At 37.2% G+C, this 24,085-nt stretch carries 19 protein-coding genes; 15 read left to right on the top strand and 4 right to left on the bottom strand.

From position 1 onward, the window contains the following. Positions 1-173: 173 nt before the first annotated feature. A complete protein-coding gene (locus ACK4M9_RS14300; protein WP_409851845.1) occupies positions 174-1,637 on the bottom strand; it encodes an NADP-dependent isocitrate dehydrogenase in 1,464 nt (487 codons plus the stop codon). A 1,294-nt stretch (positions 1,638-2,931) separates the two neighbouring features. Then, complete coding sequence (asnB, locus tag ACK4M9_RS14295; RefSeq protein ID WP_409851842.1) at positions 2,932-4,845, bottom strand: asparagine synthase (glutamine-hydrolyzing); 1,914 nt, start codon at positions 4,843-4,845, stop codon at positions 2,932-2,934. A gap of 377 nt (positions 4,846-5,222) precedes the next feature. Here asnB and ACK4M9_RS14290 point away from each other — a divergent pair, with 377 nt between their 5' ends. The 3 genes from ACK4M9_RS14290 (at position 5,223) to ACK4M9_RS14280 (ending at position 8,688) form a co-directional block, all read left to right on the top strand. After that, positions 5,223-5,738: a DoxX family protein gene (locus ACK4M9_RS14290; RefSeq protein WP_409851839.1), complete on the top strand. Its 516-nt coding sequence runs from the start codon at positions 5,223-5,225 to the stop codon at positions 5,736-5,738. A gap of 676 nt (positions 5,739-6,414) precedes the next feature. Further along, on the top strand, positions 6,415-7,554 hold the full coding sequence (locus ACK4M9_RS14285; RefSeq protein WP_409851836.1) for an FxLYD domain-containing protein: 1,140 nt from the start codon (positions 6,415-6,417) through the stop codon (positions 7,552-7,554). A 12-nt stretch (positions 7,555-7,566) separates the two neighbouring features. Then, a complete protein-coding gene (locus tag ACK4M9_RS14280) occupies positions 7,567-8,688 on the top strand; it encodes a S1C family serine protease (RefSeq protein ID WP_409851833.1) in 1,122 nt (373 codons plus the stop codon). Between the two features lie 338 nt (positions 8,689-9,026). Here the strand turns inward: ACK4M9_RS14280 and ACK4M9_RS14275 are convergent, their stop codons facing one another. Next, on the bottom strand, positions 9,027-10,904 hold the full coding sequence (locus ACK4M9_RS14275; protein WP_409851830.1) for a triple tyrosine motif-containing protein: 1,878 nt from the start codon (positions 10,902-10,904) through the stop codon (positions 9,027-9,029). A gap of 664 nt (positions 10,905-11,568) precedes the next feature. Beyond that, positions 11,569-12,321, bottom strand: coding sequence for a ZIP family metal transporter (locus ACK4M9_RS14270; protein WP_409851828.1), 753 nt, complete (start codon positions 12,319-12,321; stop codon positions 11,569-11,571). A 1,221-nt stretch (positions 12,322-13,542) separates the two neighbouring features. Here ACK4M9_RS14270 and ACK4M9_RS14265 point away from each other — a divergent pair. The 12 genes from ACK4M9_RS14265 to ACK4M9_RS14210 all read left to right on the top strand — a co-directional run bounded on the left by ACK4M9_RS14265 (position 13,543) and on the right by ACK4M9_RS14210 (position 24,055). Then, the gene (locus ACK4M9_RS14265) at positions 13,543-14,655 is read left to right on the top strand and encodes an AAA family ATPase (protein ID WP_409851825.1); all 1,113 of its coding nucleotides are present in this window, start codon (positions 13,543-13,545) and stop codon (positions 14,653-14,655) included. Further along, complete coding sequence (locus ACK4M9_RS14260) at positions 14,648-15,871, top strand: TadA family conjugal transfer-associated ATPase (protein ID WP_409851823.1); 1,224 nt, start codon at positions 14,648-14,650, stop codon at positions 15,869-15,871. The genes ACK4M9_RS14265 and ACK4M9_RS14260 overlap by 8 nt, the downstream gene beginning before the upstream one ends. Before the next feature lie 19 nt (positions 15,872-15,890). Continuing rightward, complete coding sequence (locus tag ACK4M9_RS14255) at positions 15,891-16,781, top strand: type II secretion system F family protein (RefSeq protein WP_409851821.1); 891 nt, start codon at positions 15,891-15,893, stop codon at positions 16,779-16,781. 5 nt (positions 16,782-16,786) lie between these two features. Continuing rightward, positions 16,787-17,653 (top strand): type II secretion system F family protein, encoded by an 867-nt coding sequence (locus ACK4M9_RS14250; RefSeq protein ID WP_409851818.1) that lies wholly within the window; start codon positions 16,787-16,789, stop codon positions 17,651-17,653. Positions 17,654-17,683: 30 nt separating this feature from the next. Then, entirely contained in the window at positions 17,684-17,872 is a 189-nt protein-coding gene (locus ACK4M9_RS14245) for a Flp1 family type IVb pilin (protein ID WP_409851816.1), read from the top strand. 24 nt (positions 17,873-17,896) lie between these two features. Further along, positions 17,897-18,496, top strand: a complete 600-nt coding sequence (locus ACK4M9_RS14240; protein ID WP_409851814.1) for a TadE/TadG family type IV pilus assembly protein — start codon at positions 17,897-17,899, stop codon at positions 18,494-18,496. A 50-nt stretch (positions 18,497-18,546) separates the two neighbouring features. Continuing rightward, positions 18,547-20,862, top strand: a complete 2,316-nt coding sequence (locus ACK4M9_RS14235) for a hypothetical protein (RefSeq protein WP_409851812.1) — start codon at positions 18,547-18,549, stop codon at positions 20,860-20,862. A 24-nt stretch (positions 20,863-20,886) separates the two neighbouring features. Next, positions 20,887-21,444, top strand: coding sequence for a DUF4352 domain-containing protein (locus ACK4M9_RS14230; RefSeq protein ID WP_409851810.1), 558 nt, complete (start codon positions 20,887-20,889; stop codon positions 21,442-21,444). Between the two features lie 87 nt (positions 21,445-21,531). Next, positions 21,532-22,080, top strand: a complete 549-nt coding sequence (locus tag ACK4M9_RS14225) for a DUF4352 domain-containing protein (RefSeq protein WP_409851807.1) — start codon at positions 21,532-21,534, stop codon at positions 22,078-22,080. Positions 22,081-22,166: 86 nt separating this feature from the next. Beyond that, on the top strand, positions 22,167-22,712 hold the full coding sequence (locus ACK4M9_RS14220) for a DUF4352 domain-containing protein (RefSeq protein WP_409851804.1): 546 nt from the start codon (positions 22,167-22,169) through the stop codon (positions 22,710-22,712). A 237-nt stretch (positions 22,713-22,949) separates the two neighbouring features. After that, positions 22,950-23,522, top strand: coding sequence for a TadE/TadG family type IV pilus assembly protein (locus tag ACK4M9_RS14215; protein ID WP_409851801.1), 573 nt, complete (start codon positions 22,950-22,952; stop codon positions 23,520-23,522). Between the two features lie 20 nt (positions 23,523-23,542). After that, positions 23,543-24,055, top strand: a complete 513-nt coding sequence (locus tag ACK4M9_RS14210; RefSeq protein ID WP_409851799.1) for an A24 family peptidase — start codon at positions 23,543-23,545, stop codon at positions 24,053-24,055. Positions 24,056-24,085 lie beyond the last annotated feature (30 nt).

Below are 24,085 nucleotides of genomic sequence, written 5' to 3'. Positions count from 1 at the left end.
ATAAGTAAGTAAGGAAGCTCTGTGGAGGCAAGCACTCTACAGAGCTTTCTTTATTGCTTGCGATCATATAAGTAGAACCGCACTTAAAATATAAGATGGGGACTAACCTTCACATCGCTAAAGTTTTGTTAGATTAGCAAAAGTGGCAGTTAGCCCCCTATAAACTTATTTACTTATTGCCCTTGCCCTAACGAATACCCTAACTCCCCGTTAAAGCGGTACAGATTTTCAATTTTAATGAAATCTAAGCCAGCATCTTCTACGCGAGCTAAAAGCTTAAGGATGTCAGCGTTCGTAATTGTTTTTTGTTCATCGTTGATTTGGAAGCGGCAGCGCCAGTGGTCGGTTGTAAATGTTTCTGGGAAGCCGTTTGGATAAACTTTTACACCACGGTTAGTAATGACGGCTAGCTTGAACTCAGGACCAGCGACTGCTTCTAGTTTTTCACCGATTTCATCGGAAATTAATTCGTTATTAAATAAGAAAACATCTACGCCGTCTAATGTCCGGGTAACATCTGCTTTAGGGCGATCTTTTACTAATGGTGCAAGCTTGAATTGAGGTTCATCTGTAGCATCAACGTTTTTATACTCAACTGGTTGGAAAGTCGTTGGAAGCTGACCTAATCGGTCAATGACAGCATTGGCAAATTCTTTTGTTCCTACAGCAAAGCGGCCTTTAGAAATATCGCCAGTGAACACCTCATCTTCTAGTGTTTTTAACCACGCGTTATGTATGCGTGCGGCTACTTCTGGTTGACCGATATGAACTAACATCATGATTGCGCCATGAATTAGACCAGAAGGGTTGGCAATTCCTCTGCCAGCAATATCCGGTGCACTTCCGTGGATCGCTTCAAACATCGCGATTTGGTCACCGATGTTTGCCGAACCAGCAAGACCTACGCTTCCGGTTACTTGTGCAGCTACGTCTGAGGCAATATCTCCATATAGGTTTGGAATGACGATGACATCAAAGTCTTGGGGTGAATCTGCAATTTTTGCCATACCAATATCGATGATCCAATGCTCAGTTTCAATATCTGGAAAGTCGACTGCAACTTCTCTAAACACTTTGTGAAAAAGTCCATCAGTTAATTTCATAATATTATCTTTTGTAAAGCAAGTGACCTTTTTACGGTTATTTTTACGGGCATACTCAAAGGCGTATCGAACAATTTTTTCCGTTCCTGGTCGGGTAATTAATTTCAGACACTGTACAACTTCAGGTGTTTGCTGATGTTCAATTCCAGCATATAAGTCCTCTTCGTTTTCACGGATAATAACCATATTCATGTCTGGGTGTTTTGTTTGAACAAATGGAGCATAAGATACATTTGGTCTAACGTTTGCATAAAGTCCTAATGTTTTACGAATGGTTACATTTAAACTTTTGTAACCGCCGCCTTGAGGTGTAGTAATCGGTCCTTTGAAGAAAACTTTTGTACGTCTAAGTGATTCCCAAGCTTCATCAGGAATCCCAGATGAATTTCCAGCCAAATAAACTTGTTCACCTATGTCAATGAATTCAGGTTCGATCATTGCTCCCGCATGGTCTAATATCCTTAGCGTAGCATCCATAATCTCAGGCCCAATTCCATCGCCTCTAGCAATAGTAATCGCACGTTTTTGCGTCATAGCTCGTATCTCCCTTTCAAATTAGTATCAAGTATCCAAGATGTATTTTACCATATTATAGTTAAAACTACGATTTTGTTGATTACCTTTATTTAAATTAGAATTTGCTGAAAAGGGGACACCCTTGAAGAAAATTTTCTCATTAAGGCCGGTTTTTTTTCTAGAATTGGTCATTTTGAACGGTTAAGGGACTATGCATCTGCTAATACGCGCGGTTTTTGCCTAATAAAATAGAAGGTTGGTTAAAAAACTAATGTCTAAGTTTCCAAACTAGTGAGTTGGAAGTGTAATTTAAGTTTTACAGGGAATATAATCGGCATAAGAAATAGGTTGAGAACAAGCATACTAGCTTTTTGCTCCAATTGAGATGAGTTACCTTTAAAATACAGTTACACTAAGTGATAAAATACCCGATTCGGATAACAAATCTGGCTAAGATGCGGGTATAAATAGGAGGAAAGTTGGTGGATTTTGCGCTTACTATCCAAAATTAGTGATTTACTATCGAAAAATTGATTTTACTATCCAAAATTCATGATTTACTGTCCAAATACAATTTAATACCACGTAAGGTATATTACATGTGGTGCCAGGCACATCTGCTTTAGATAAGCTCATAGTTAGAGTAGTAGTAAATTTTATCCAGTAAATAAATCTAGCCCACCATAAAGGCACCTTGTAACTGGAACTTATCTCAACGATATAAAGCTATAATTGAGAAAGCACCTTACAGGTAGTTACTATAAAAAAAGGTTTACCTGTAAGGTGCTTTTTTGTAGATCCTGTTCTCTTCAATTTAATAGGAGTGCCGGATTTAGTATTTACGCTTCGCACTTTGGAATAAGTACTTCACCAGAAGTGAAAATAGCCTTTTCTACTATTTGTGCTAATGCAAAACTAGCATCGGCACTGATTGCCTACTGGATTTCGATTGATATTGTTGCGTTTTCTGCAAACTCATTTTTAAGTGTAACTTCAATTTTCATCATTATATGTAATTCCTCCGTCCATTATTATATTTGCGAAGCGTCAACCGTGTTTCTCCAATGTTTAACGCCTTCACTATATAAATACAAAGAAACTAGGAAAAGGGGGACAAAATAGGTGCCTGGCACCCAAAAAAGACAAAAAGGCGATTTGTCCACCGGCTGCGGATAGATCGCCTTTTGCCTTGAAATAGGGTGCCAGGCACCAACTTTTTAGATAAAGATGCCAGGCACCAAAGTTAGACAAATCGCCTTTTACCTACACACACCTAATTAGAAATCGAACTAACATATTCAATCGCTTTGCGTTAGATCCCAAAACTTACGGCGCGGCTGTAGTCGGGTGCTTTTAGTTCAACTGCTTCAGCTGCAGTGAGTGTATCTGTATCTTCGTAGATCGAATACCAGATCATAAAGGAGAGAATTGTCCATAGCTTACGGCTGTTATCTTTTTTCATGCTTGCGTGTTCGTCTAGTAGTGCTAACACTTCTGATTTGTTGAAGATCTCATCTGTTGTTGAGCTGTATTTGATCACGTCTTTGGCCCAGTCGTATACCTCATTTCTTAACCAGTGGCGAATCGGTACAGGGAAACCGAGCTTTTTCCGGTATAAAACAGAGTCTGGAACAAGGCCTTTCACGGCTTCTCGTAACGCATACTTCGTTGTACCATGAGAGATTTTCGCATGATCAGGAATTTGTCTCGCAATCTCAAAGACCTCTTTATCTAAAAATGGAACGCGCAACTCTAAGGAATGGGCCATTGTCATGCGGTCTGCTTTGACAAGAATATCGCCAGGCAGCCAAGTGTTAAGGTCGATGTATTGCATTTTAGACGATTCGCTATATAGATTAGCTTCCTTGTAAAATGGCTTTGTAATATCAGTAAACGTTCGATTAGGTTGATAATTTTGCAGCAGACGTTGCTTTTCTTTTTCTGAAAAAATATAAGCATTGCCAATGTATCGTTCTGAAAGAGGCGTCGTGCCTCTTAAAATATAGCTTCTCCCTTTTACTCCGTCTGGCATTGTGAGAGCAAGTCTGTTCATTGCGACCTTTAACCAATTTGGCAATCTGTCGAACCATTTAAGTGCAAGAGGTTCTCGGTAGATATTATAGCCACCAAATAGTTCGTCTGCCCCTTCACCCGAAAGAACAACTTTCACATGTTTACTCGCTTCTTTCGCGACGAAGTAGAGGGGAACAGCAGCGGGATCTGCGACTGGGTCATCCATATGCCAAATAATATTTTTAAGTTCAGCCACGAATTCTTCTGGAGTGATGAGTTTATGGATATTCTCAACACCTAATTTTTCAGCAGTATCCTTTGCTAAATCAACTTCACTAAAGCCCTCAGTTTCAAAACCGACAGTAAATGTTTTTAAGTTTGGGTTATGTTGCTTGGCTAGGGCAACGATTGTCGTAGAATCAATGCCACTAGATAAAAATGCCCCGACAGGAACATCACTACGCATATGTTTTGCGACCGAATCTTCCAATGCTTTTCTAGTTTTATCAGTAAATTCGGTAAAGCTCTTATTAACCGGCGAAAATGATTTTTTATAATAACATTCTGTTGTCGCCATTTCGTTGAGTTTTTTTATTAAAAAATGTCCTGGCTTTAATTTTAGGATATCTTTTGATAAGCAACGAGGCTCAGGCACGTATTGGTAGCTTAAATAGTGCTGGATATTTTCCTGAGACAAATCATGCTCTTCAGTCATTAATTTGATGCTTTTTTGTTCTGATGAAAAAAATAATCGTTCTGCCGTCTGAAAATAATAAAACGGTTTAATCCCGAACGGATCACGGGCGGCAAATAACGTTTTTGTTTCCGTATCCCAAATTGCGAAAGCAAACATTCCTCTTAGATCATGGACGCAATCTTTCCCCTTAGCGGCAAACAAAGCCAAAATCACTTCTGTATCTGACGATGTTTGGAATTGGTAACCTAACTCCATTAATTGCTCACGTAACTCAAGATAATTATATATTTCCCCATTAAAAATAATATGGTACCTGTCTTGATAGGAGAGGGGCTGGTTTCCATGTTCCAAATCGATAATACTTAATCGTTTAAATCCAAATTCGACACCTTCGTCGATGTATTCACCAGTAGCATCCGGACCTCTGTGATGAATCGCCTTTAAGGCTTCGGCCCAGTTAACTGAACTAGTGGTCGGTATCTTTTCATTTCTAGCTATTCCAACAAAACCACACATATTTATTCCTCCTAATTTCAGCTGCCTTTAGCAGCTAAAGTGTTAACTACAATGTATACCCGAGACATTCGAAAAAAGTTTTCGAGCCGAGTGATTTTTTTCTTGGAAAAAAAATCCTTATATATGTATCTGTCCCCAAGAGATGGTGATGATATACAAGGGGGCCAGGCACCTACAAAAGCAAGTCACATTTTATTCACTGTTTCATAACTATTTGTTCACAGTTAGGACGGCCACAGTGGTGAGTCGCGTTATATACTGTTATCAAGATAGTTAGTGATCACTAAACAACTTAATTCTCAATAAAAAGGTTTACCTACTTTTTCAAGGCACGATCGCTTACTATTTATACTAAAACGATGAGGAGATGATCAATTATGATCATGAATTTCTTAAGAGAAAATAAAATTGCAGCAGGTTTATTAGCAGTATTACGTGTATATCTTGGATGGAGCTGGCTATCAGTCGGTTGGAAAAAAGTGACAGGTGATCCGTTCAATGCCGCTGGTTATTTGAATGGAGCAGTTAACAATCCAGTGATGAGTCAAGAACAAGTAGTTTATCCTACTTATCTAGCATTTTTAGAAAACTTTGCAATCCCAAATGCTGAACTATTTAGCTTCATGGTTGCTTGGGGAGAAGTACTTGTTGGTCTTGGACTAATTCTTGGAGTTTTAACTACTTATGCAGCATTCTTCGGTATTGTTATGAATTTCTCTTTCATGTTTGCTGGAACTGTTTCATCAAATCCTTGGATGGTCTTAATTACTATCTTTATCCTAGTTGCTGGCTACAACGCAGGTCGCTTCGGTGGAGATCGTTGGGTAATGCCATATCTAAAAAATTTAGTTTTCAAAAATAAACGTAATGATAGCAAAAAGCTAGCTGCTTAATATGCTGGAAGAACTCCTTGTAAATAAGGGGTTCTTTTTATTTCGTTTGTAATTGAAAGGTAGGTTAGCATATTTCAAAAAATAAACAAATGAAAGCTTGAACCCTATTTAATCCTTTCCAGCGACTCTGAAAATAACCCCCCTTACTGTTATCGTTACGAAAAGAAGAATAACATATGCCCGTAGAAACGTTTCCTGCATCAAATCCTGCGATTGTTCTTGATCCTCCTTCATAATTTAATCCTTTCTATGGTAAACAACGAATTCTTTATATAAAAGTTACACTCTAAAATTTTTTTATTTGATTTTCTTCTAATATTAATTAACTTCAAATGCTTAATACAATTCACCTTTAAGTTTCGGAACAATCAATATCATTATTAAGATAAAAGTATATAGAACGAAATTAAAATAGATAACAAATTTTATAAGACTAATATCACAGACAGTACGATCCAAACGCTCTTTTTTACAGGAGAGAGTTTATGTAATCATATAAAAAAATAACAAATAGATTGGTAAATTATGAGATCAGCTGAAAGTCGACCTGAATTATGAGACAATATCACTATTCTTTTTCAAAATTCGGCATTACCCGCTAAAAAACGAGGTTTGAAACGTATGGATAATATGTAAACATACGAACGGGGTTATGTTTCGAAAGAAGGTGCGAGATTTGTTTTGTCATAAATGTGGGAAAACGATCCATGAGGGAAGTCATTTTTGTTCGAACTGTGGTGCCAAAGTGCCTGGAACAAAGGATAGTAATCGCTCAACAAAGATCGTCTGGCTCCTTCCGACGGTTACGTTCTTTGTTGCAGTTGTCGTTATCGCTACTTTTTATTTTCATCAATCGACAACTAACAGCGATATTGAAGCGGCAGTGATGGACGGTGAAGCGTATGCGCTTGAGGGCGATCTCCTTTTAGCAAAAGCAATCTTTGAACAAGTGTTGCAAAAACGGCCAAACCATGTTTCTTCGGCATTTAATATAGAAGTAATTGAACGAGGACAACACTATGAAAAGCTTTTGGAAGAAGTAGCTAGTTTCGCTGGAAAAAAGCAGTTTGCCGATGGCTTGAAGTTGCTAGAGGAATTAGACCGAGAGTTGAAAAATGAAGAGGGATCATTTTTTAATCAATATAAAGAACGTTCGGTGTTAATGACGGCTTCTTTAACAGTAGCGAGCTTTGACAAAGCTATGCACAATCAGCGAACGGCACAAGACTTAGCAGAGCTTTTAGAAAAAATAGCCGGCTTTACGAGTGCGGCTGCATCGGAAATGGCTCAGCTTTTAAAGGAAGAAATCGTTAAAGTTGCGATCAATCATGGCGAGTTATTTTTACGTAAAAATCAGTTTACCGAAGCGGAGGTTGAAGTTGACCTCGGTCTACGCTATGATCCGACGAACGAAACGTTATTAGCGTTTAAAGAATCTGTGAAAAATGAGCGGATTGCTTTTGAACAAGACGAACAAAAACGGCTTGAAAAAGCGCAGGCACTAGCTGCTGAGGAAGATCTTCTTAATTCGAAAAATGCTATTAAACTAGTATCAATTGATTTTTTCCATGATGAAGATAGTGGAGAATTCTATGTTTCGGGACAACTCCAAAATGTTGGCACCCGACCTATTTCTGAAATAGAGGTTCATTATGTAATTCTTGATGAAGAAGGAAACGAACTTTCGAAAAGTAAGACAACTCCCTCTAAAAGCGTAGTAATGCCAAATGAGGTAGTCGTTTTTGATGAGTTTCTTTTAATCTCTGAAATAGTTACAAATGTGGAAATTGTTGATTATAAATGGAAGGTAGAGTAGGGGGGTGGAACGATGGCGAGAAGCTGGGGCATATCTATTTTTACTACTATATTGATCTTAGTGAGCACGATTATCTCGTATTTGTACATAGAAGATATTTTTCAAACCTATAACGGTAGCGGCTCGTCGTCTTTAGCGAGCATGAAACATAGTGAAACGTTAGAAGTCGCAGGAACAATCATTGAGGATAGCAGCATCGATATAAAGGAAGTGATCCGTAAAAATCAGCCAAAGGTTGTTCAGATCGAACGTGACGATGGCGAGTTAGGTTCAGGCTTTCTGTACAATGACAAAGGGGACATTATAACGAATGCGCACATTGTCGCGGGAGCTTCGACTGTCCTAGTGCGAATGCCTGATACGCAAACGTATTACGGCACAGTGATCGGAGTCGGTGAGGTGATTGATGTTGCCGTCGTTCGTGTCGTTGAGCTTGAGGACTTTGAACCAATGAGTATCGCCTATGATTATGAAGGTGAAGTCGGTGACGGTGTCATCGCGATGGGGAGCCCACGCGGCTATCAAAACACCGTCACAACAGGGATCATTAGTGCAGTTAACCGAGACTTTTCTTTACCTCCATATCACTTTGAAAAAGCGTATCAAATTTCGGCACCAATTGCCCCAGGTAGTAGTGGTGGGCCGATCTTACTTGCAACAACGGGCGAAGTCGTAGGTATTAATTCCGCCGCTTACCAAGGCGAAGTCATTGGTTTTTCTCTTCCAATTAAAAACATTTGGTCGCTTGTTACTGCATGGTCTGATGGCGAGTATCCAGAAGAGCCGATTAGCTACTACCGGATGTCCTTAAATGAGGATGAAGCTAACTATCTCGTCCATTACTTTTATGAAAGTATCTCAAACTATGATTATGTCACCGCCTATTCCCTGCTCGGAAGCGACTGGCAATCCCGTGTAACCTATAACGAATTTCGCTCTAGTTATCAAACAACATCCTCCGTTCACCTAATCGATACCGAAACGACCATTGGCGAGGATACTGTCAACGTCACTGCTGAAATTAAGGTTACTAAAGTAGCTGAAAACGGCGATAAGATCGAAACTACGAACAAAGTTAACTACCAGATCGGAATTGAAAACGATCGGATGAAAATATTAGGGGAGCTTGAGTGAAAATTAAAGTTAGGTCGAAAACAGAAGCTTCAATACGCGATTATTACTTCTGAAACAAATCTCCTGTCAACAAAAAATGAGTTTTTTTTTGAAAAAAACGTAATCTGACCTTGCTAACCAGGAGTTTTTATTGAAAAAACCTAATCTGATCTCAAGAAACACCAGACTTAGGGTAGATTTTTGGTGTTCTTGTTGGTGAAAAATTCGTTTTCTATCCAAAATCAGGTTTTATTATCGGAATCGTAAAGGAAACTATCCAAAATTGGTGTATTACTATCCAAATTAGTTTCAACAGCTGGTAAAAAAAGGGATTACCAATTTTGGTAATCCCTTTTTTTCTAACGGTAAAGGTATTGGATATGGCTGACTCCATCATAAGTATAGTGAGCCTTAATAACCGTTGAGTAATTAAATTGGGTCAATTTATTTTTAGGGTAGAAATAAAATGTATCATTTCTTCTTCCAATAGTTATCCAATCTTTTGGGCTATGAGTATAGATGACTTTGTCATTGTTAATAAGCTCAATTTTGTTTACTTTTAAGTTACTATATCCGTAATTTTGTACGGTAAAGTAGCCGTAGTTTTGATGAATATAGTAATCGGTATTCATATAAAAATTAGGTCTTTCCCGAACATCAAGTGTTACAGTCTTAGTCTGTTTTTTTGTCGTACCTCTTTGCCTTACATCTACTGCAACGGTAAATTTCCCTGACTCTGGTGGAGTCCAATAAAACGTTTTATCACTTGAATAATCTTGCACAGTATACCATTGACCATAATATTTAATTCGGTAGCGGTATTCTAGGTAGCTGCCAGTCGATTTGACAGTAAATATATTAAACGTTCCTGCAGCTTGTTTTAAGCTTTGATCGCTTTTAAACGAGCTGATTGAAAAACTTGATGGTTTAAAGATCTTATATTTAGCTTCTCTCGTAGCCTTTTTACCGGAGGCTTTGCTTCTAACCTCAACTTTAACTTTGTAATCTCCTGCTGTTGTTGGTTTCCAATTAGCTGTGTTCTTACTGGAATAGTTTTGAATTGTAACCCATTTCTTATTTTGATAGGCACTAAACTTATATTCTAGATCGACACCCTCTGCCTTTGCAGTCCACTTTATAGTAGTATTTGTTGGATGTGGCGATTGTTTATTAGCCTTTAGTGAGGTTATTTTAACATTACCATCCTTAATTTCATAAGTCATTTTTTTGGATAAAGGTGAATTTGGATGTTCTGGTCTCCGAACTTCAACCTTTATTGTATATTTTCCTGTTTTACTTGGTGTCCATTTGAATTTGTTGTTTGTACTATATTTTTGAACGACTTTATCATTTACAGAGTATTGATACTGAAGTCCCTTTTTATCAGCCTTAGTTGTAAAAGTAATCGTTTTTCCTTTTATCTGAGGACCTTTTACATCGGATGTTAATTCAGTAATCTTAAAATCTGGAGTGTATTTATTAATAGTGTAAGAGAGTTCCTTCTCCAAGATCACTTCTTTATTTTGGACATCACGAGATCGAACTTTAATAGTATACTTACCGGACTTGGTTGGTTTCCAAGAGTAAGTTTTAGAATTACTAAATTTTTGAACAACCTTTCCATTAATGGAAAATTCGTATTCAAGATCACTCTTTGAACTTTTTGCTGATATCGTTATCGCAGTATTAACAACTTGTGGTGAAGCTACACTTGTAGAAATTGAATGTGAATAACCAGGTTGAAATTCTACATCAGTAAATAGTTTGTATCCTACATTGGAGACGTAGTAGTCGTCAGTTTGAACTGATAAGTAATAAGTTCCGCTTTCCAAGGTTCTTGAAATTTCTTGATAGTAATAATACTCGTATTCTTCCTCGTCATAAAAGTAATAAAAAGTACTTTTCGTAATGTAATTGCCTTCAGCATCATAAAGTCGTAAATCATAATCATAATAACCGTATAAATCTTCAGGTAAAAAAATAAACCCAGTAAATTTCCCCTTGTAAGGCAGGGTCAATTTATAATAATCACGATCTTCTTCATCCGAAAGTATCCCATTAATTTCTTGATTTGCCTTTACTATATTAGCAAGTTCAAAAGAATCGTTGGGCTCTGTTTCGTTTACAATAGAGAACTGGTTACTTGAAAAGCTAATCACATCACCAGCAGTAACTACAGTAAAAGTAGAAAAAAATAATAAAGCCATTAATACTAAACTACTAAACCATTTCCACAAGATAAACAACTCCTTTTTGATATATTAATAGAAAATACAAGTGGTTGGTTGTCTAATTTTACTCTGCCTTCCACGTACTAATCCAATTTAATTATATAATATATAATTCCAATTCACTACTGAATTTCTACTAATTTCCATGTATTTCGAAGATGTTCGACATGAGGATTTCTGAGGTGAGTATAAGGTGATATAAAAACTCTCTCTTTTAATATGGAACCACTCCCTAGCTCCCGAAATCACTTTGGATAGAAAACAGTTGAATTTGGCTAGTAATTGACTTATTTCGGATAGTAAAATCAAATTTTGGCTAGTAAAATGATGTTTTTGGATAGTAAGCAAATTTTACCGAGCAAATTTCACGAAAAATTCAAAAGGAAATCCCTTAAAAGTGGAGAAAATTACTCCCGAGGTGATGAAATGATTAAAAAAGAACGAAAAAAAACCATATAGGTTAAAAATCCGTCAATTAATATAATAGGAAGAAAATCGGAATCAATAGGGAGCAACATCATTGCGATAGGTCTCAAGCGCCACTCGGGAAGGTGCAAAATTAGTTCGTTTGGGTACATGAAAATGCCCTTGTCAGGAACCTTCTCCTTTTTGTGCAGAGTTGTAATACACCCCAAAAAACAGCGGACCGTTCTCGAACCCGCTGTTTCAGTCACATATGGTGCAGCCATAAGGCGATAAAAACGCCAAGTGAGGTGACAAATCCTACTGTTGGTCCACCTTCTTTATAAGCCTCTGGCATCATTGTTGAAGCAATCATTGCAATAATAGCGCCACCGGCAAAGCAGCTAACGATTGCTTTAATACTATCTGAAGCGTTATTTAACAAAGTAGCACCTGCTAGAGCACTTAGTGCCGAGAAAAAGACGACGAGCGCCCACATAAACAAGATTTTCTTTTTGGAAAAACCGCTTTTTCGTAAACCGACGGTGCTTGAAAGTCCCTCTGGAATATTACTTATAAAAACCGAAACGACGAGGGCCAAGCTAACTGAGCCACCGCCAATTAAACTTAATCCAATCATCGCAGTCTCAGGAATTGTATCCATGACACTACCAATGAAAATCCCCATTCCAGAAGTTTTCCCTTCATTTTGTTGCTCACTATCTTTAACAACAGAACGCTCTGCTTCTTTTCTCTGATGTCCACCTTTATGTGAAATCAAATAGTCTAAAATCGTAAATAATAAAGCGCCACCTAAAAAGCCGATTGCTACTTCTTTAAAGCCACTAATTTCTAAAGAGCCTTCTAATAACTCATATGTTGTCGCGCCAATAAGCGCCCCTGTGCCTAAGGCCATAATATAACCAATGATCCTCTTTGGTATTGAAAACTTCAATGCTATGATTGCTCCTAGCATTGTAGCCGAAGCTGCTAATGTCCCCCAAAAAAGGGCATTCCACATAATGAAACGCCTCCTAAAGTATTCTAATATCACACGATGTCGACAGGAGTAGTATTTATTCTGTTTAAAAATATGTCGCAGAAACTAACTCTTCCATAGGTTAGGGATAACCTGTCGTGGCAATATTCAATTAATCTTATCGATTAAGAATTTCCAAGTCGTAGTACCAAATTCAAATTTGATTAAAAATTCCCCTGTCGCTGTACCTAATTCTTTCTTAGCTTTTAATATTAACCAATAAAATATGCGCATTTTCTTGATATCAGAAAAATAGTCACCAAAAACGAAAGGTGACTAACATACTTTTTCCGAGATATAAGCGCTTAATATCCTCCTTAGCTTTTAATATTAACCAATAAAATATGGGCATTTTCCTATTAATAAAAAATAGTCACCCCAAAACGAAAGGATGACTATCATATGTTTTTACCTTTGGCCAAAGTTAAAGCACTGAATACAGTGACAGTTTTCACAAGCTCTCCCGATCAACTTTTCGGTTTTAGGGTGGATATAGTAAATTTCGTCAAAGCCACAGATAGAGCACTCGACAGTATAAAAAAACCTTCGACTACCTAATGTTGTATCCAACAATTGATTGAAGCCCATAAGTATCACCTCTAAACTTTTTAATAGTTTAATAGAGAGTAAGATAGGAAATTTCAAGGCTTGTCTCTAGCCTTTCTAACGCCTTATGTATCCATACGAATAGAGAATGATTTTTCAGGGGGGATTTCCATATTTTTAGGAGAAGGAGCTAAGCAAATTTGTTTAGATTTTCCATTCCACTTGTTAATATATAGTTATATCTGATTAGAGGTAAGCATAATGTAGGTATTAATGGATATAATTACCTATAAAATTACTACTGAAACGAGAAAGTTCAGCATGAATACCTACTACTAATTTACTGTTTTATTCCAATTTTTATCTTTTTTGCTATTTATGTAAAATAAAGTAGTAAAATATAATATAATCATAAAATGAAAAATAACAATAGTTATTTTATTTTTTTTGTGAATATTTTGAGGCGGTTTTTAAGGATGGTAGGTCATTCATACATAGCATTCAAATTTGAAGGGGGATTAGGATGGAAAAGAAAGCAAGTCAAAATCATGGAAGAATTGTTATCATACTGGCTGTATTTTCATTTGTTCTAATACTTGGTGGCGTACTTAAACTTACAGGAGCTCTTTAATAGATAGGTAGGGAGTGTATGATGAAATGAAAAAAATTAGTTTAGTTGTTTCAGATGATGATATAAGCTACATTGAAATGTTGGCTAGCTACATAAGAACATCTAATTTTGCCTCCAAGTTTGACGTTAAGTTGTTCTCAAAAAAGGAATCGTTGGAACAATATTTGTCTGGTGATCCTAAAGTAAATGTATTGTTATGCACCACGAGTAATATCCCTCATGAGTTATGTGGAAATATAGATGTAGTGATTGGTTTAGATGAACAAACAGGAAATTTAGGAGAAGGTTTTCCGGTAATTTTCAAATATCAGCCTTTAGCTCAATTACTTTCACAAGTCACCACGATTTTTTATGAAAAAAACGGTAAAGCTCCTAAACGCACCAGCGGAACTGAAAAAACAAACATCATCTCAGTATTTTCAGCAACAGGGGGAGCTGGAAAATCAACAGTTGCCTTCAACTTAGCAAAACAAATATCCTCCTTAGAATATAGTGTTTTTTATTTAAATCTTGAGTTGTTAAATACGACGTATTCATTTTTCGATGACGACAATGATAATGCATCGTCACCAATTCTTTATTATGTAAAAACGGCATCAGAGGAGCTTGCATTGAAAATCGAGACGTTAAAAAAATATGACGGGAATACAGGGATTGATTTATTTAGACTTTTGCCGAATGTTGAAGAGATGGACGAATTGACGGAGGAAGATACTGAAGTTTTAATAAAGGGTTTGGTTGATACTGGTAATTACGATTACATTATTATTGACTTAGACAGCACCATCAATTCAAGAATGAAGGCTGCTCTGAATAAGTCGCACCATGTACTGTGGTTATTAAATAACGACATTCAAAGCTATACAAAAACATCGTTCTTCATAGAGGAACTGCCTTCTATTTTATCTGATCACGAATTTGGTCATAAAGTATCGTTCGTCCTAAATCGTTATATGGGCAATGTTGCCGAACAGTTCAAGCGATTTGAGCTACCAATCGAAGCATACTTGCCATATGTACCAGAGTGGAAGGAAGTTAGAGTTGGTGAACAATTAACTTCTGTGCCGGTGTTTTCTGAATATATTTTAAAGATGTTTAAAACGCTCTTTGAAGCCAATCGAGGTGTTGTAAATGGTTGATGAAGAGATCGTCTTAAACATGATTACAAGCACTCGCCACATGCTTAATCAAAATAGGGGCATGAAGGATGAAGAGTTGCGATCGTATATTGAAGAAGCTGTCTTTGAATTTTCAAGAAGCCATCATTTAACTGCAACAAAAATGAAATGGTTAGTGTTAAGGATTTACAACGCCTTTCGAGGTTATGACGTCCTTCAACCACTTATTGAAGATCCAGCAGTTACTGAGATTATGATCAATAGCTATAAAGAGATTTTTATTGAAAAAAATGGCGAGGTCTATCAATCAAACACTCATTTTGAAAATGAGCAAAAACTAGAAGATATTATCCAAATGATTGTTGGTAGAGTGAACCGCACTGTTAACGCATCTTCTCCAATCGTCGATGCCAGGTTAGGTGATGGCTCTCGTGTGAATGTCGTATTGCCACCAGTTGCTTTAAAAGGGCCGACAATGACGATCCGTAAGTTCCCAGCGCAACCGTTAACAATGGAGAACTTGATTAAAAAGGGTGCTATAAACCAAGAAGTTACTGAACTTTTAGAAAGGTTAGTAGTTTCAAAGTATAACATCTTCATTAGTGGCGGTACCAGCTCTGGTAAGACAACGTTCTTAAATGTGTTATCTAACTTTATTCCAGCTTCTGAACGGATTATCACCATTGAGGATTCAGCTGAATTACAAATTCACTCTGTCCCAAACCTAGTAAGCATGGAAACACGGAATGCGAACACGGAAGGTAAAGGTGAAATTACAATCAGAGATTTAATTAAAGCGTCGTTGCGGATGCGTCCTAATCGGATTGTCGTTGGTGAGGTTCGTGGAGCAGAAGCACTAGACATGTTACAAGCGATGAACACAGGGCATGATGGTTCATTATCGACAGGACACGCAAACTCAACGATCGATATGATTAGCCGTCTTGAGACGATGGTATTAAGCGGTGCGACATTGCCGATTGAAGTTATTCGTAAACAAATCGCGTCCGCCATCGAAATTATGATCCATTTAGCACGCATTCGTGACCATTCAAGAAAAGTTGTCGCTATTAGCGAAGTATTAGGTGTAGAAGATGGAGATATCAAGCTAAACCCTTTATATGAGTTTGTTGAAGAGGGAGAGACAGCGGACGGCAAAGTCATAGGTGAACTCCGGCCAACAGGAAATGACTTACAAAATAAGATTAAGTTGAAAATGGCTGGCGTAAAATTTTAATCATTTAGGAGGTGATCGCGTGGAAATTTTAATTGTCGCAGGTGCAGCTGTTTTTATTACGATCATTGCTTTTCTGATTTATGACAAAAGAACAAAGGCTAAAATGGAAATCGACTACGAGAGCGACAGAGCTGAGCCTAAATTATTAGTAGCCGAAACTTTAATTGACTACAATGTTTACAATCTAAAAAAGAGTGAGTATGTATTTTACGGACTTATTGGTGCAGTTGGTTTTTTTATCATCGGTTATATTTTTTATAAGAGTTTAGTAGTAGCAATCGTTTTTTCCTTACTAGGACTTTTTTTTCCGAAACTTCAAAAGAAACGCTTATTACAAAATCGTAAACAAGAGTTAAGTAACCAATTTCAGCAAGCGTTATTCTCAGTATCTTCATCTTTAGTTGCTGGACGTTCGATTGAGAATGCATTTTTAGAAGTTTCAAAGGACTTAGAACTGCTCTATCCTGACCCTAATACGTACATTATAAAAGAATTTGAACTAATAAATCGCAGAGTAGCTAATCGTGAGCCGATTGAGAGTGCCATCATCGACTTTAGCGAACGAGCAGGGGTCGATGATATTACAAACTTTACCGATGTCTTCGTTACATGTAAACGAACAGGTGGAGATCTAGTCGAAGTAATCAGGAGAACCTCAAACATGATTAGCGAGAAAATTGAAATTCAACAAGAAATTTCCGTAATGGTGGCACAGAAGAAGTTTGAGTCAAGGATATTATCAATCATGCCTGTGCTAATGATTGCTTTACTAGGCTATACAGCTGGTGAATATATGGAACCACTTTATGATCTTCGTGGCATCGTAGGCCCAATTGTGATGACGATCTGTTTAGGCATTATCGTATTTTCGTTTTGGATTAGTCAACGAATTATGAATATTAAGGTGTGATGATCATGTTTCCGATTATGATTTATACGGTGGTTGTTGTAGTTATCGTTCTCTTATTATTTATAATGGCAGGTCAGAAATATAAAGAGTTTATTGAAGACAATCGAGCCGATTTTCAAGTTTTATTTATGGCACCTGCATCCTTGTGTCTCATTGATAAGCTTCGCCTAATGGAGAGACTTTCAGGAAAGCTTATGCCACTCCAACAAAAAATCTCAATCATGTATAGCGTGAGAGAGGTGCTACAGTATACGAAAATGTTTATTGCTCAGATCATTTCGGTTGTTTTACTCTGTCTTGTTGGTGGCGGTGTTTTAGCCGTACTTGGAGAAGGGAATATGGCTGTTCTAGTCTTTTCAATCATCTTTGCTATGTTGGTTCCATATTTACTTATAAAAAAGTTAGATGAGAAAACAACGAAAAGAAAACACGACATTATTTTTGAACTTCCAGAGTTTGCGAGCAAGGTTGCCTTACTCGTAAATGCCGGTGAAACGGTTCAAAATGCAATCATTCGTTGTACAACGATGAAAAATGAAGATGATAATCCACTCTATGTTGAATTAAATGTGGCAGTTACGAAATTACGCAATGGCGATTCATTTAATCAAGTCATGGAGGAACTAGGCAAACGTTGTGGTGTACAGGAAGTATCTATTTTGGTTACAACAGTCTTACTGAATTACCGCAGAGGTGGTAGCGAATTATCGTTAGCTTTAAGAGGAATTTCCCACGATTTATGGGAAAAGAGGAAGGTTATTTCGCGAACGAGAGGCGAAGAAGCCTCGTCTAAGTTGATATTTCCAATGGTATTAATTTTTATTGCAGTGTTGCTAGTGATAGCCTACCCTGCATTAATAATATTAGGTTAAAAAAATTAAAAGTAAAAAGGAGATATGAACATGGGAAAAGTAAAAGCATTCTTCACTAATTTTTGGAATGACCAAGAAGGATTAGGAACAATTGAGATGTTGCTTATTTTAGCAGTGTTAGTAGCAGTTGCCCTATTATTTGGGAAGAAAATTATTGAGTGGGTTGAGTCAATCATCACTGGTATTGGAACGCCGACGCCACCTAAGACAAATTTATAGTGATTAAGGTTGAAGGGCATTGCTATGGACCTTAATCTCAGAGTACAAGTAGAAAGATTTAAGAAGGATAATAGGGGAAGCTTCACCATCGAGGCTTCCCTAGTTTTCCCAATCTTGTTCTTGGTAACGATTGGGCTTGTCCTATTAAGTTTAGTCATTTATGAAAATGCCGTCATTTATCATAGGGCGCATGTCATTGCAGAACGAATGGCCTTTGTATGGGATAACAGTCAAAAAGACGGTTACACAGGTGAATTTCAAGTAAATGAATATACAACCCATAGTGGTGGCGATGGTCTGTACTGGCGAACGAATGAAAAGTTTCTCTATTATGTAAACAAGTTACCTGGCATTAAAATTTCTAATCCTGTTGAGAAAAAGCTTGCAAGAGGAAGATCAATGTACCCTGAAGTAGGCATATCGTATCGACCAACCCTCGTTGGCGGAGAGGTAACCGTAGAATTAGAGCGTAGTTTAAATTTATTCGAATATGTAAGGCAGCTAAGAGGCGGTAGTAGCGATATTCATGCGACTGCAAATGCTTCGATTAAAGACCCTGTTGAAATCATTAGAACAACAGAGTTAATCTACCATTTTCTAGAGCGAGTTGGTAATGAAGAGTAATACGAAATTAACTAACTTTGTAGTTTTGAAGGCATGCGGAGGGGCTTGGTTTGAAAAGATTAATACAGAAATTTAAATCTGATGTAAAGGGTTCTGTTTCTATATTTTTTATCCTGATCATATTACCAGTTTTCTTCTTTAATGCAGTATTAATTGATTATGCGAGAATACTAGCAGCCGATAAACAGACTGAATACGCAGTTCAAAGTGCTGTTAGGTCGACGCTTTCCTCATTTGATGACGAATTACTAAAGAACTTCGGTTTGTTTGGTTTTGATGGGGATGCAGCTGCGATTTTTGAAAAGGTACTGAAAGAAAGCATGGAAATGGAGTCCATCGAAGGTGAAGCAAAGGTATTTAATTTTATTGACCCTAAGGTAGAACTAACAGAGGTTGACGTCACAAGACAGCTCGCCCATCCAGAAATCATTCGCCATCAAATCTTAGAAGATATGAAGTATAAAGCACCTGTTGAAATCGTAACGACGATATTGGAAAAATTTAATTTTATCTCTGAAGCGATGAAAGAAGCATCCGTCTTTATGAAGGTCGCTAAGAAGGTCGAAAAAGAGTTTAACAAAAGAGAAAAGGCTTTAGATAAACTTAAGGACAACTTAACAACTAGTCATGCTGATAGCGAAAGGTTAGATAATGGCATAAATGGTTCAAGAGGTGCATCATTTCCAAACGTTAACAACTTTTCGGACATAGTCTACCATTTTAACAACGGCTATAAATCTACATTGAAAAATATAGAACAAATTGAAAAAGCGTTACAAAACGATTTCAACGAGGACTTTAGTGATATAGAAGATAAGGATGAAAGAACGAAAAAGGAAAAAGAACAAGAAGAAAAAAGGAAAGAAAAAGAACAAGAACTGAAGGAAGAACAAGAGAAGATTGAAACCTTTGAAAAAAACTGTACGAACTTAATTAAAAAGCTTAATGGCTATGCAAATAATATCAAAAAAGAACTAGAGAAAGCAGAAAATAACCTTAAGGAAGCAAAAGATCGTAACGAAAAGATCAAGGACATTATCAACAAAAGTCGCACTGAAGTTGGTAACGATTATAACGAATCGGTGGAATTAACAACAAAAACAGGTACAGGATCTAGTGATGTTAAAGGAGCTGCCGGTGATATAGAAAATCTTTCTAATGATTTAGACCAATACATCTATGATCCTGCTATCGATGGCTATGACTTTTTTGGCGAACTAGAAGAAGCTGTAGATACAGCGCTAAAAGAAAGCAACGAAATCATCCCGTTTTTAGACGTACTTGAAGATGCTTTTACGCCACTTGGAGACTTAGCAAAGGATTTAACCGATGCGACAGAATTGAACAAGTCAAGGGACGCAATTAATCAACACTTACCGAATATGAGAAGAGCAATATCTGATGGTGTACAGATTTTTCTTGGTGATCCACCAAAAAGAAAAGAATGGGAAGTCGAAGTAGAACCAGAATTTGACGATGTCGAAGAAAATAAAAAAGCAGGCGAACTCTTAGACAGCATTGATGATACCTTAGATGCAATAGGCGGTGAGAGTGAATTTTATAAGCAACTTGAAGAACTTTTCAAAGAATATGACCAATTTGCCGAAGAACATGGCCTGCCAGCACTAGATAAATTAGTCATCGGAACTGACGCAAGTGATAGTGGGAACAGCGCCATGGACTTATTAGATGCACTATTTAAGAACATCGGTAACATCCTCCTAAATGCTCGTGATGAAATGTACATCAATGAATACATTTTGCTCAACTTTAACAGCAAAAAGCCATCAGGAGGTATTGCAAATGGTGACGATTATTTATTAGATAACCGTGAAGTTGAATACATTATTTACGGACTCCACGCCCCAGGAGCAAATTATAGTGCAGCACTTGGGCAGCTATTTGCGATACGGTTTGCGTTACGGTTTATTGATGCACTAATGAATAATAGGGTAAGAGCAGCCGGGCATCCGTTAGCAATATTTCTTGCGGCGTTAGGGTATGCATTGGGTAATGCTATTTCGGATTTGGAAGCTCTCACAACAGATCGTCAGGATCCACTTTTGATAAATAGTAGATTAACTCCAGGTCTCAGGTTTGCTTACAAAGATTATCTTCGGCTATTTTTATTCATGAATCCAGGAGGAGATAAACGGTTAATGCGGGTTATGGCTATGATTGAGAGGAAGTCGGGAGTCGATTTGAAAGAAAGATACACATATGTAGAAGGGACAGCAACGACATCATTAAAACTTTGGTTTATCCCAGAAATCGCTAAAACATTAAATGTCATTGGTGTGCTCGATGGAAAAGTTAACGCCGATAATCGATATGAGTTCAAAAAACATGCACACTTTTCATATTAAAAAACAGAGGAGAGAAATAATCTAATGAAATATATATTAACAATCTTACTAGCCCTATCCCTACTAACAATCGCAGGTTGTGGAGACAAACCAAGTGAAGGAACAACAACGGAACCAACGAACAATTCAAAAGAAACGACAGAACAAAAAGAAAAAGTAGACCAGGAAAATAAAGTGCTTAAACTTGGGGAAACAGGGAGAATGAAGGACACTTTAGGTGAACATGATATTACTATTAACTCTTTTGAAATTCTTGAAGAATACGAGGGAAACAAACCCTACTCTTCAAACACTTGGTTTGTTGTGGTAGATGCAACAATAAATAACCTTGGAGAAAAAGCGTTGGATTCCTTTACGATAACAAGAACAAGACTATTTGATTTGGATAGTAACGGTGGTTCTAATGAAGAAAGTTTCACAGTTTTTCCAGAAGAAATTCAACCAGGAGAAACGGTGTCTGGTCAAATCATCTTTGATATTCCGAAATCAAGTTCTTATGAACTAGTCTTCGGCTTTGCTCTATCTTCGGTGGCAACAGAATTACGTTGGGGGTTTGACGCTTCAGAAGCGAGTAACAAATAAAATAGTTGAGAGGCGGAATAAAAGCTTTCGCCTCCTATGAAACTAACAAACATAGTCCGATATTCAGTAATGAATAGGAGTTTAAAAATGAAAAAACTATTTACGATCTTACTAGCCCTAACCTTACTAACAACTGTAGGTTGTGGAGACAAACCAAGCGAAGGAACAACAACGGAACCAACGAGCACATCAAAGGAAACGAAAGAAAAAACAGATAAAGTAGATAAGCAAAATAAAGCGCTCAAACTTGGTGAAACAGGGAGAATGAAAAGCACTTTAGGAGAGTTTGATGTCACTGTCAACTCTTTTGAAATACTTGAAGAATATGATGGAACGAAACCATACTTTGAAGTATTTATTGCCGTAGATGTAACCATAGAAAATATTGGGGATTTTTCTTTAAATTCCTGGGGGATTACAAGAACCAGATTAGAAAATGTGGAAAGGGGTAGTGGGACAGATAACGAAGGTATAGATTTCCCTGAAGAAATTCTTCCCGGTGAAACAGTGTCAGGGATAATATACTTTGATAACTACCCATATGGCCCATATGAGTTAATCTTTGGCTTTGCCCGTTCTTCTGTCTCAAGCAAATTAACTTGGACGTTTGACGTATCAGAAGTGAGTAACAAATAAAATAGTTGAGAGGCGGAATAAACCTTTCGCCTCCTATGAAACTAACAAACATAGTCCAATATTCAGTAATGAATAGGAGTTTAACAATGAAAAAATTATGTACGATATTACTAGCCCTAACCCTACTAACAATCGTAGGTTGTGGAGACAAATCAAGTGAAGGAACAACAACCGAACCTTCGAGCACTTCAAAAGAAACGACAAAACAAACAGAAAAAGTAGAAGAGAAAAAAGTCCTAAAACTTGGGGAAACCGGAAGAATGAAGGATACTTTGGGGGAGTACGACGTTACTGTCCACTCTTTTGAAATACTTGAAGAATATGATGGAACGAAACCATACTTTGAAGTCTTTATCGTCGCAGATGTAACCATAGAAAATATTGGCGATACTTCGTTAGACTCCTGGTCAATTACAAGAACCAGATTAGAAAATGTGGAAAGAGGTACTGGAACAGATAACGAAGGTACAAACTTCCCGGAAGAAATTCTTCCCGGTGAGAAAGTTTCTGGGAAAATTTATTTTGATAATTATCCAGAAGGCTCATATGAGTTAATCTTTGGCTTTGCCCTTTCTACTGTATCAAACGAGTTAACTTGGACATTTGACGTATCAGAAGCGAGTAACAAATAGAATAATTTAGAGGCGATATAAAAGCTTTCTCCTCCTATGAAACTAACGGAAGCATCTTTGATATTCCGAAATCGAGTTCATATGAACTAGTCTTCGGCTTTGCTCGATCTTCCGTGGCAACAGAATTACGTTGGGGGTTTGACGCTTCAGAAGCCAGTAACAACTAAAGACAATGAGGAAAAGGCGAAGATCGAATTTCGCGTGGAATAAATAAAATCCTACATGAGGTGTTCTTAAATGAGGCTGAAAAAAGATGTGCAAGGAAGCATTACCTTAGAAGCAGCTATTTTTATGCCGTTCTTTATTATCTTTTTAGTCTTTCTGATGTTTATCATTAAACTCTCTTTAACAGATATTGCCCTTAATCGAGCAGTCACTGAAACTGGAAAGCAAATTGCTACTCAAATATATCCTGTGAATAGAGTGATAGGAAGTGCAAATAACGCATTAAATAGTCAGCCTAAATATGTAAAAATGAAGGAAGATGTACTTGATGCGAAAAACGACATGGAAAAAGAATTAAGGAAGATGTTAGGTGAAGAAGGTTATCAAATGTTAATTTCGCAACCGTTGGAAAGTGCTGGTGAAGCTGTGAAAAACACGGCCTTTACAATGGCCGTTAAACATTTTATCGCGGAGTCTAATGAAGGGATCTTAAATAAAGACAATGTAAAAGTAGTGAAGGTTGATATCGCTGATAATTTCTTGAAAATTGTCGTGCACTATCAATTAGATATCCCTGTCCCTTTTTTAGAAAGTAAATATATACTTCAAAAACAATCAACAGAAAGAGTCTGGCTAGGATCATAGAAGGGGGGCTATCTATTCCAATGGAATACCATTACATTTTACTAGGCATTTTAATTGTTGTTGCCTTCTACACGGATGTAACCAAAAGTTTATTACCAAATTGGTTAACGATGAGTGGGGTTGCAGTTGGCGTTCTCTTTCACTTAATCATTGGTGGATTAGATGGTCTGCTCTTTTCCTTTATAGGGTTACTATTTGGTGGAGGGCTACTAATGCTACTGTATCTATTTAAGGCAATTGGTGCTGGAGATGTGAAGCTTTTTGCGGCGATCGGTGCTATCGCAGGGTTTCACTTTACGCTATACACATTAATGTATTCAATTTTTTTTGCAGGAATTATCGGTGCTTTTATTTTATTATTTCGTAAGCAATTTGTAAGTCGTATGGTCTATGCGATTTACCGTATAGTTGGTTCAATAATGTCTAGAGATATTAAGAGTTTAGAAGACTTCAAACGGATCGAAAGCACCCGCTTCCCGTTTATGTATGCAGTATTGCCAGGGGTAATTGTCACGATCTCAACTTTTCTATAGATATCAGGCGATCATAACTTAATTACTATA

The sequence above is a fragment of the Anaerobacillus sp. genome, assembly GCF_046314235.1.
Classification (GTDB): domain Bacteria; phylum Bacillota; class Bacilli; order Bacillales; family Anaerobacillaceae; genus Anaerobacillus.
Note: the sequence above shows the minus strand (reverse complement) of the source record. Positions and strands in the feature narration are given on the sequence as shown.

Bases quoted from the DNA above. Each gene is read 5' to 3' on its own strand.
- ACK4M9_RS14300 (WP_409851845.1), bottom strand. From the start codon at position 1,637: ATGACGCAAAAACGTGCGATTACTATTGCTAGAGGCGATGGAATTGGG.
- asnB (WP_409851842.1), bottom strand. From the start codon at position 4,845: ATGTGTGGTTTTGTTGGAATAGCTAGAAATGAAAAGATACCGACCACT.
- ACK4M9_RS14290 (WP_409851839.1), top strand. From the start codon at position 5,223: ATGATCATGAATTTCTTAAGAGAAAATAAAATTGCAGCAGGTTTATTA.
- ACK4M9_RS14280 (WP_409851833.1), top strand. From the start codon at position 7,567: ATGGCGAGAAGCTGGGGCATATCTATTTTTACTACTATATTGATCTTA.
- ACK4M9_RS14270 (WP_409851828.1), bottom strand. From the start codon at position 12,321: ATGTGGAATGCCCTTTTTTGGGGGACATTAGCAGCTTCGGCTACAATG.
- ACK4M9_RS14265 (WP_409851825.1), top strand. From the start codon at position 13,543: ATGAAAAAAATTAGTTTAGTTGTTTCAGATGATGATATAAGCTACATT.
- ACK4M9_RS14260 (WP_409851823.1), top strand. From the start codon at position 14,648: ATGGTTGATGAAGAGATCGTCTTAAACATGATTACAAGCACTCGCCAC.
- ACK4M9_RS14250 (WP_409851818.1), top strand. From the start codon at position 16,787: ATGTTTCCGATTATGATTTATACGGTGGTTGTTGTAGTTATCGTTCTC.
- ACK4M9_RS14245 (WP_409851816.1), top strand. From the start codon at position 17,684: ATGGGAAAAGTAAAAGCATTCTTCACTAATTTTTGGAATGACCAAGAA.
- ACK4M9_RS14240 (WP_409851814.1), top strand. From the start codon at position 17,897: ATGGACCTTAATCTCAGAGTACAAGTAGAAAGATTTAAGAAGGATAAT.
- ACK4M9_RS14230 (WP_409851810.1), top strand. From the start codon at position 20,887: ATGAAATATATATTAACAATCTTACTAGCCCTATCCCTACTAACAATC.
- ACK4M9_RS14225 (WP_409851807.1), top strand. From the start codon at position 21,532: ATGAAAAAACTATTTACGATCTTACTAGCCCTAACCTTACTAACAACT.
- ACK4M9_RS14220 (WP_409851804.1), top strand. From the start codon at position 22,167: ATGAAAAAATTATGTACGATATTACTAGCCCTAACCCTACTAACAATC.
- ACK4M9_RS14215 (WP_409851801.1), top strand. From the start codon at position 22,950: ATGAGGCTGAAAAAAGATGTGCAAGGAAGCATTACCTTAGAAGCAGCT.
- ACK4M9_RS14210 (WP_409851799.1), top strand. From the start codon at position 23,543: ATGGAATACCATTACATTTTACTAGGCATTTTAATTGTTGTTGCCTTC.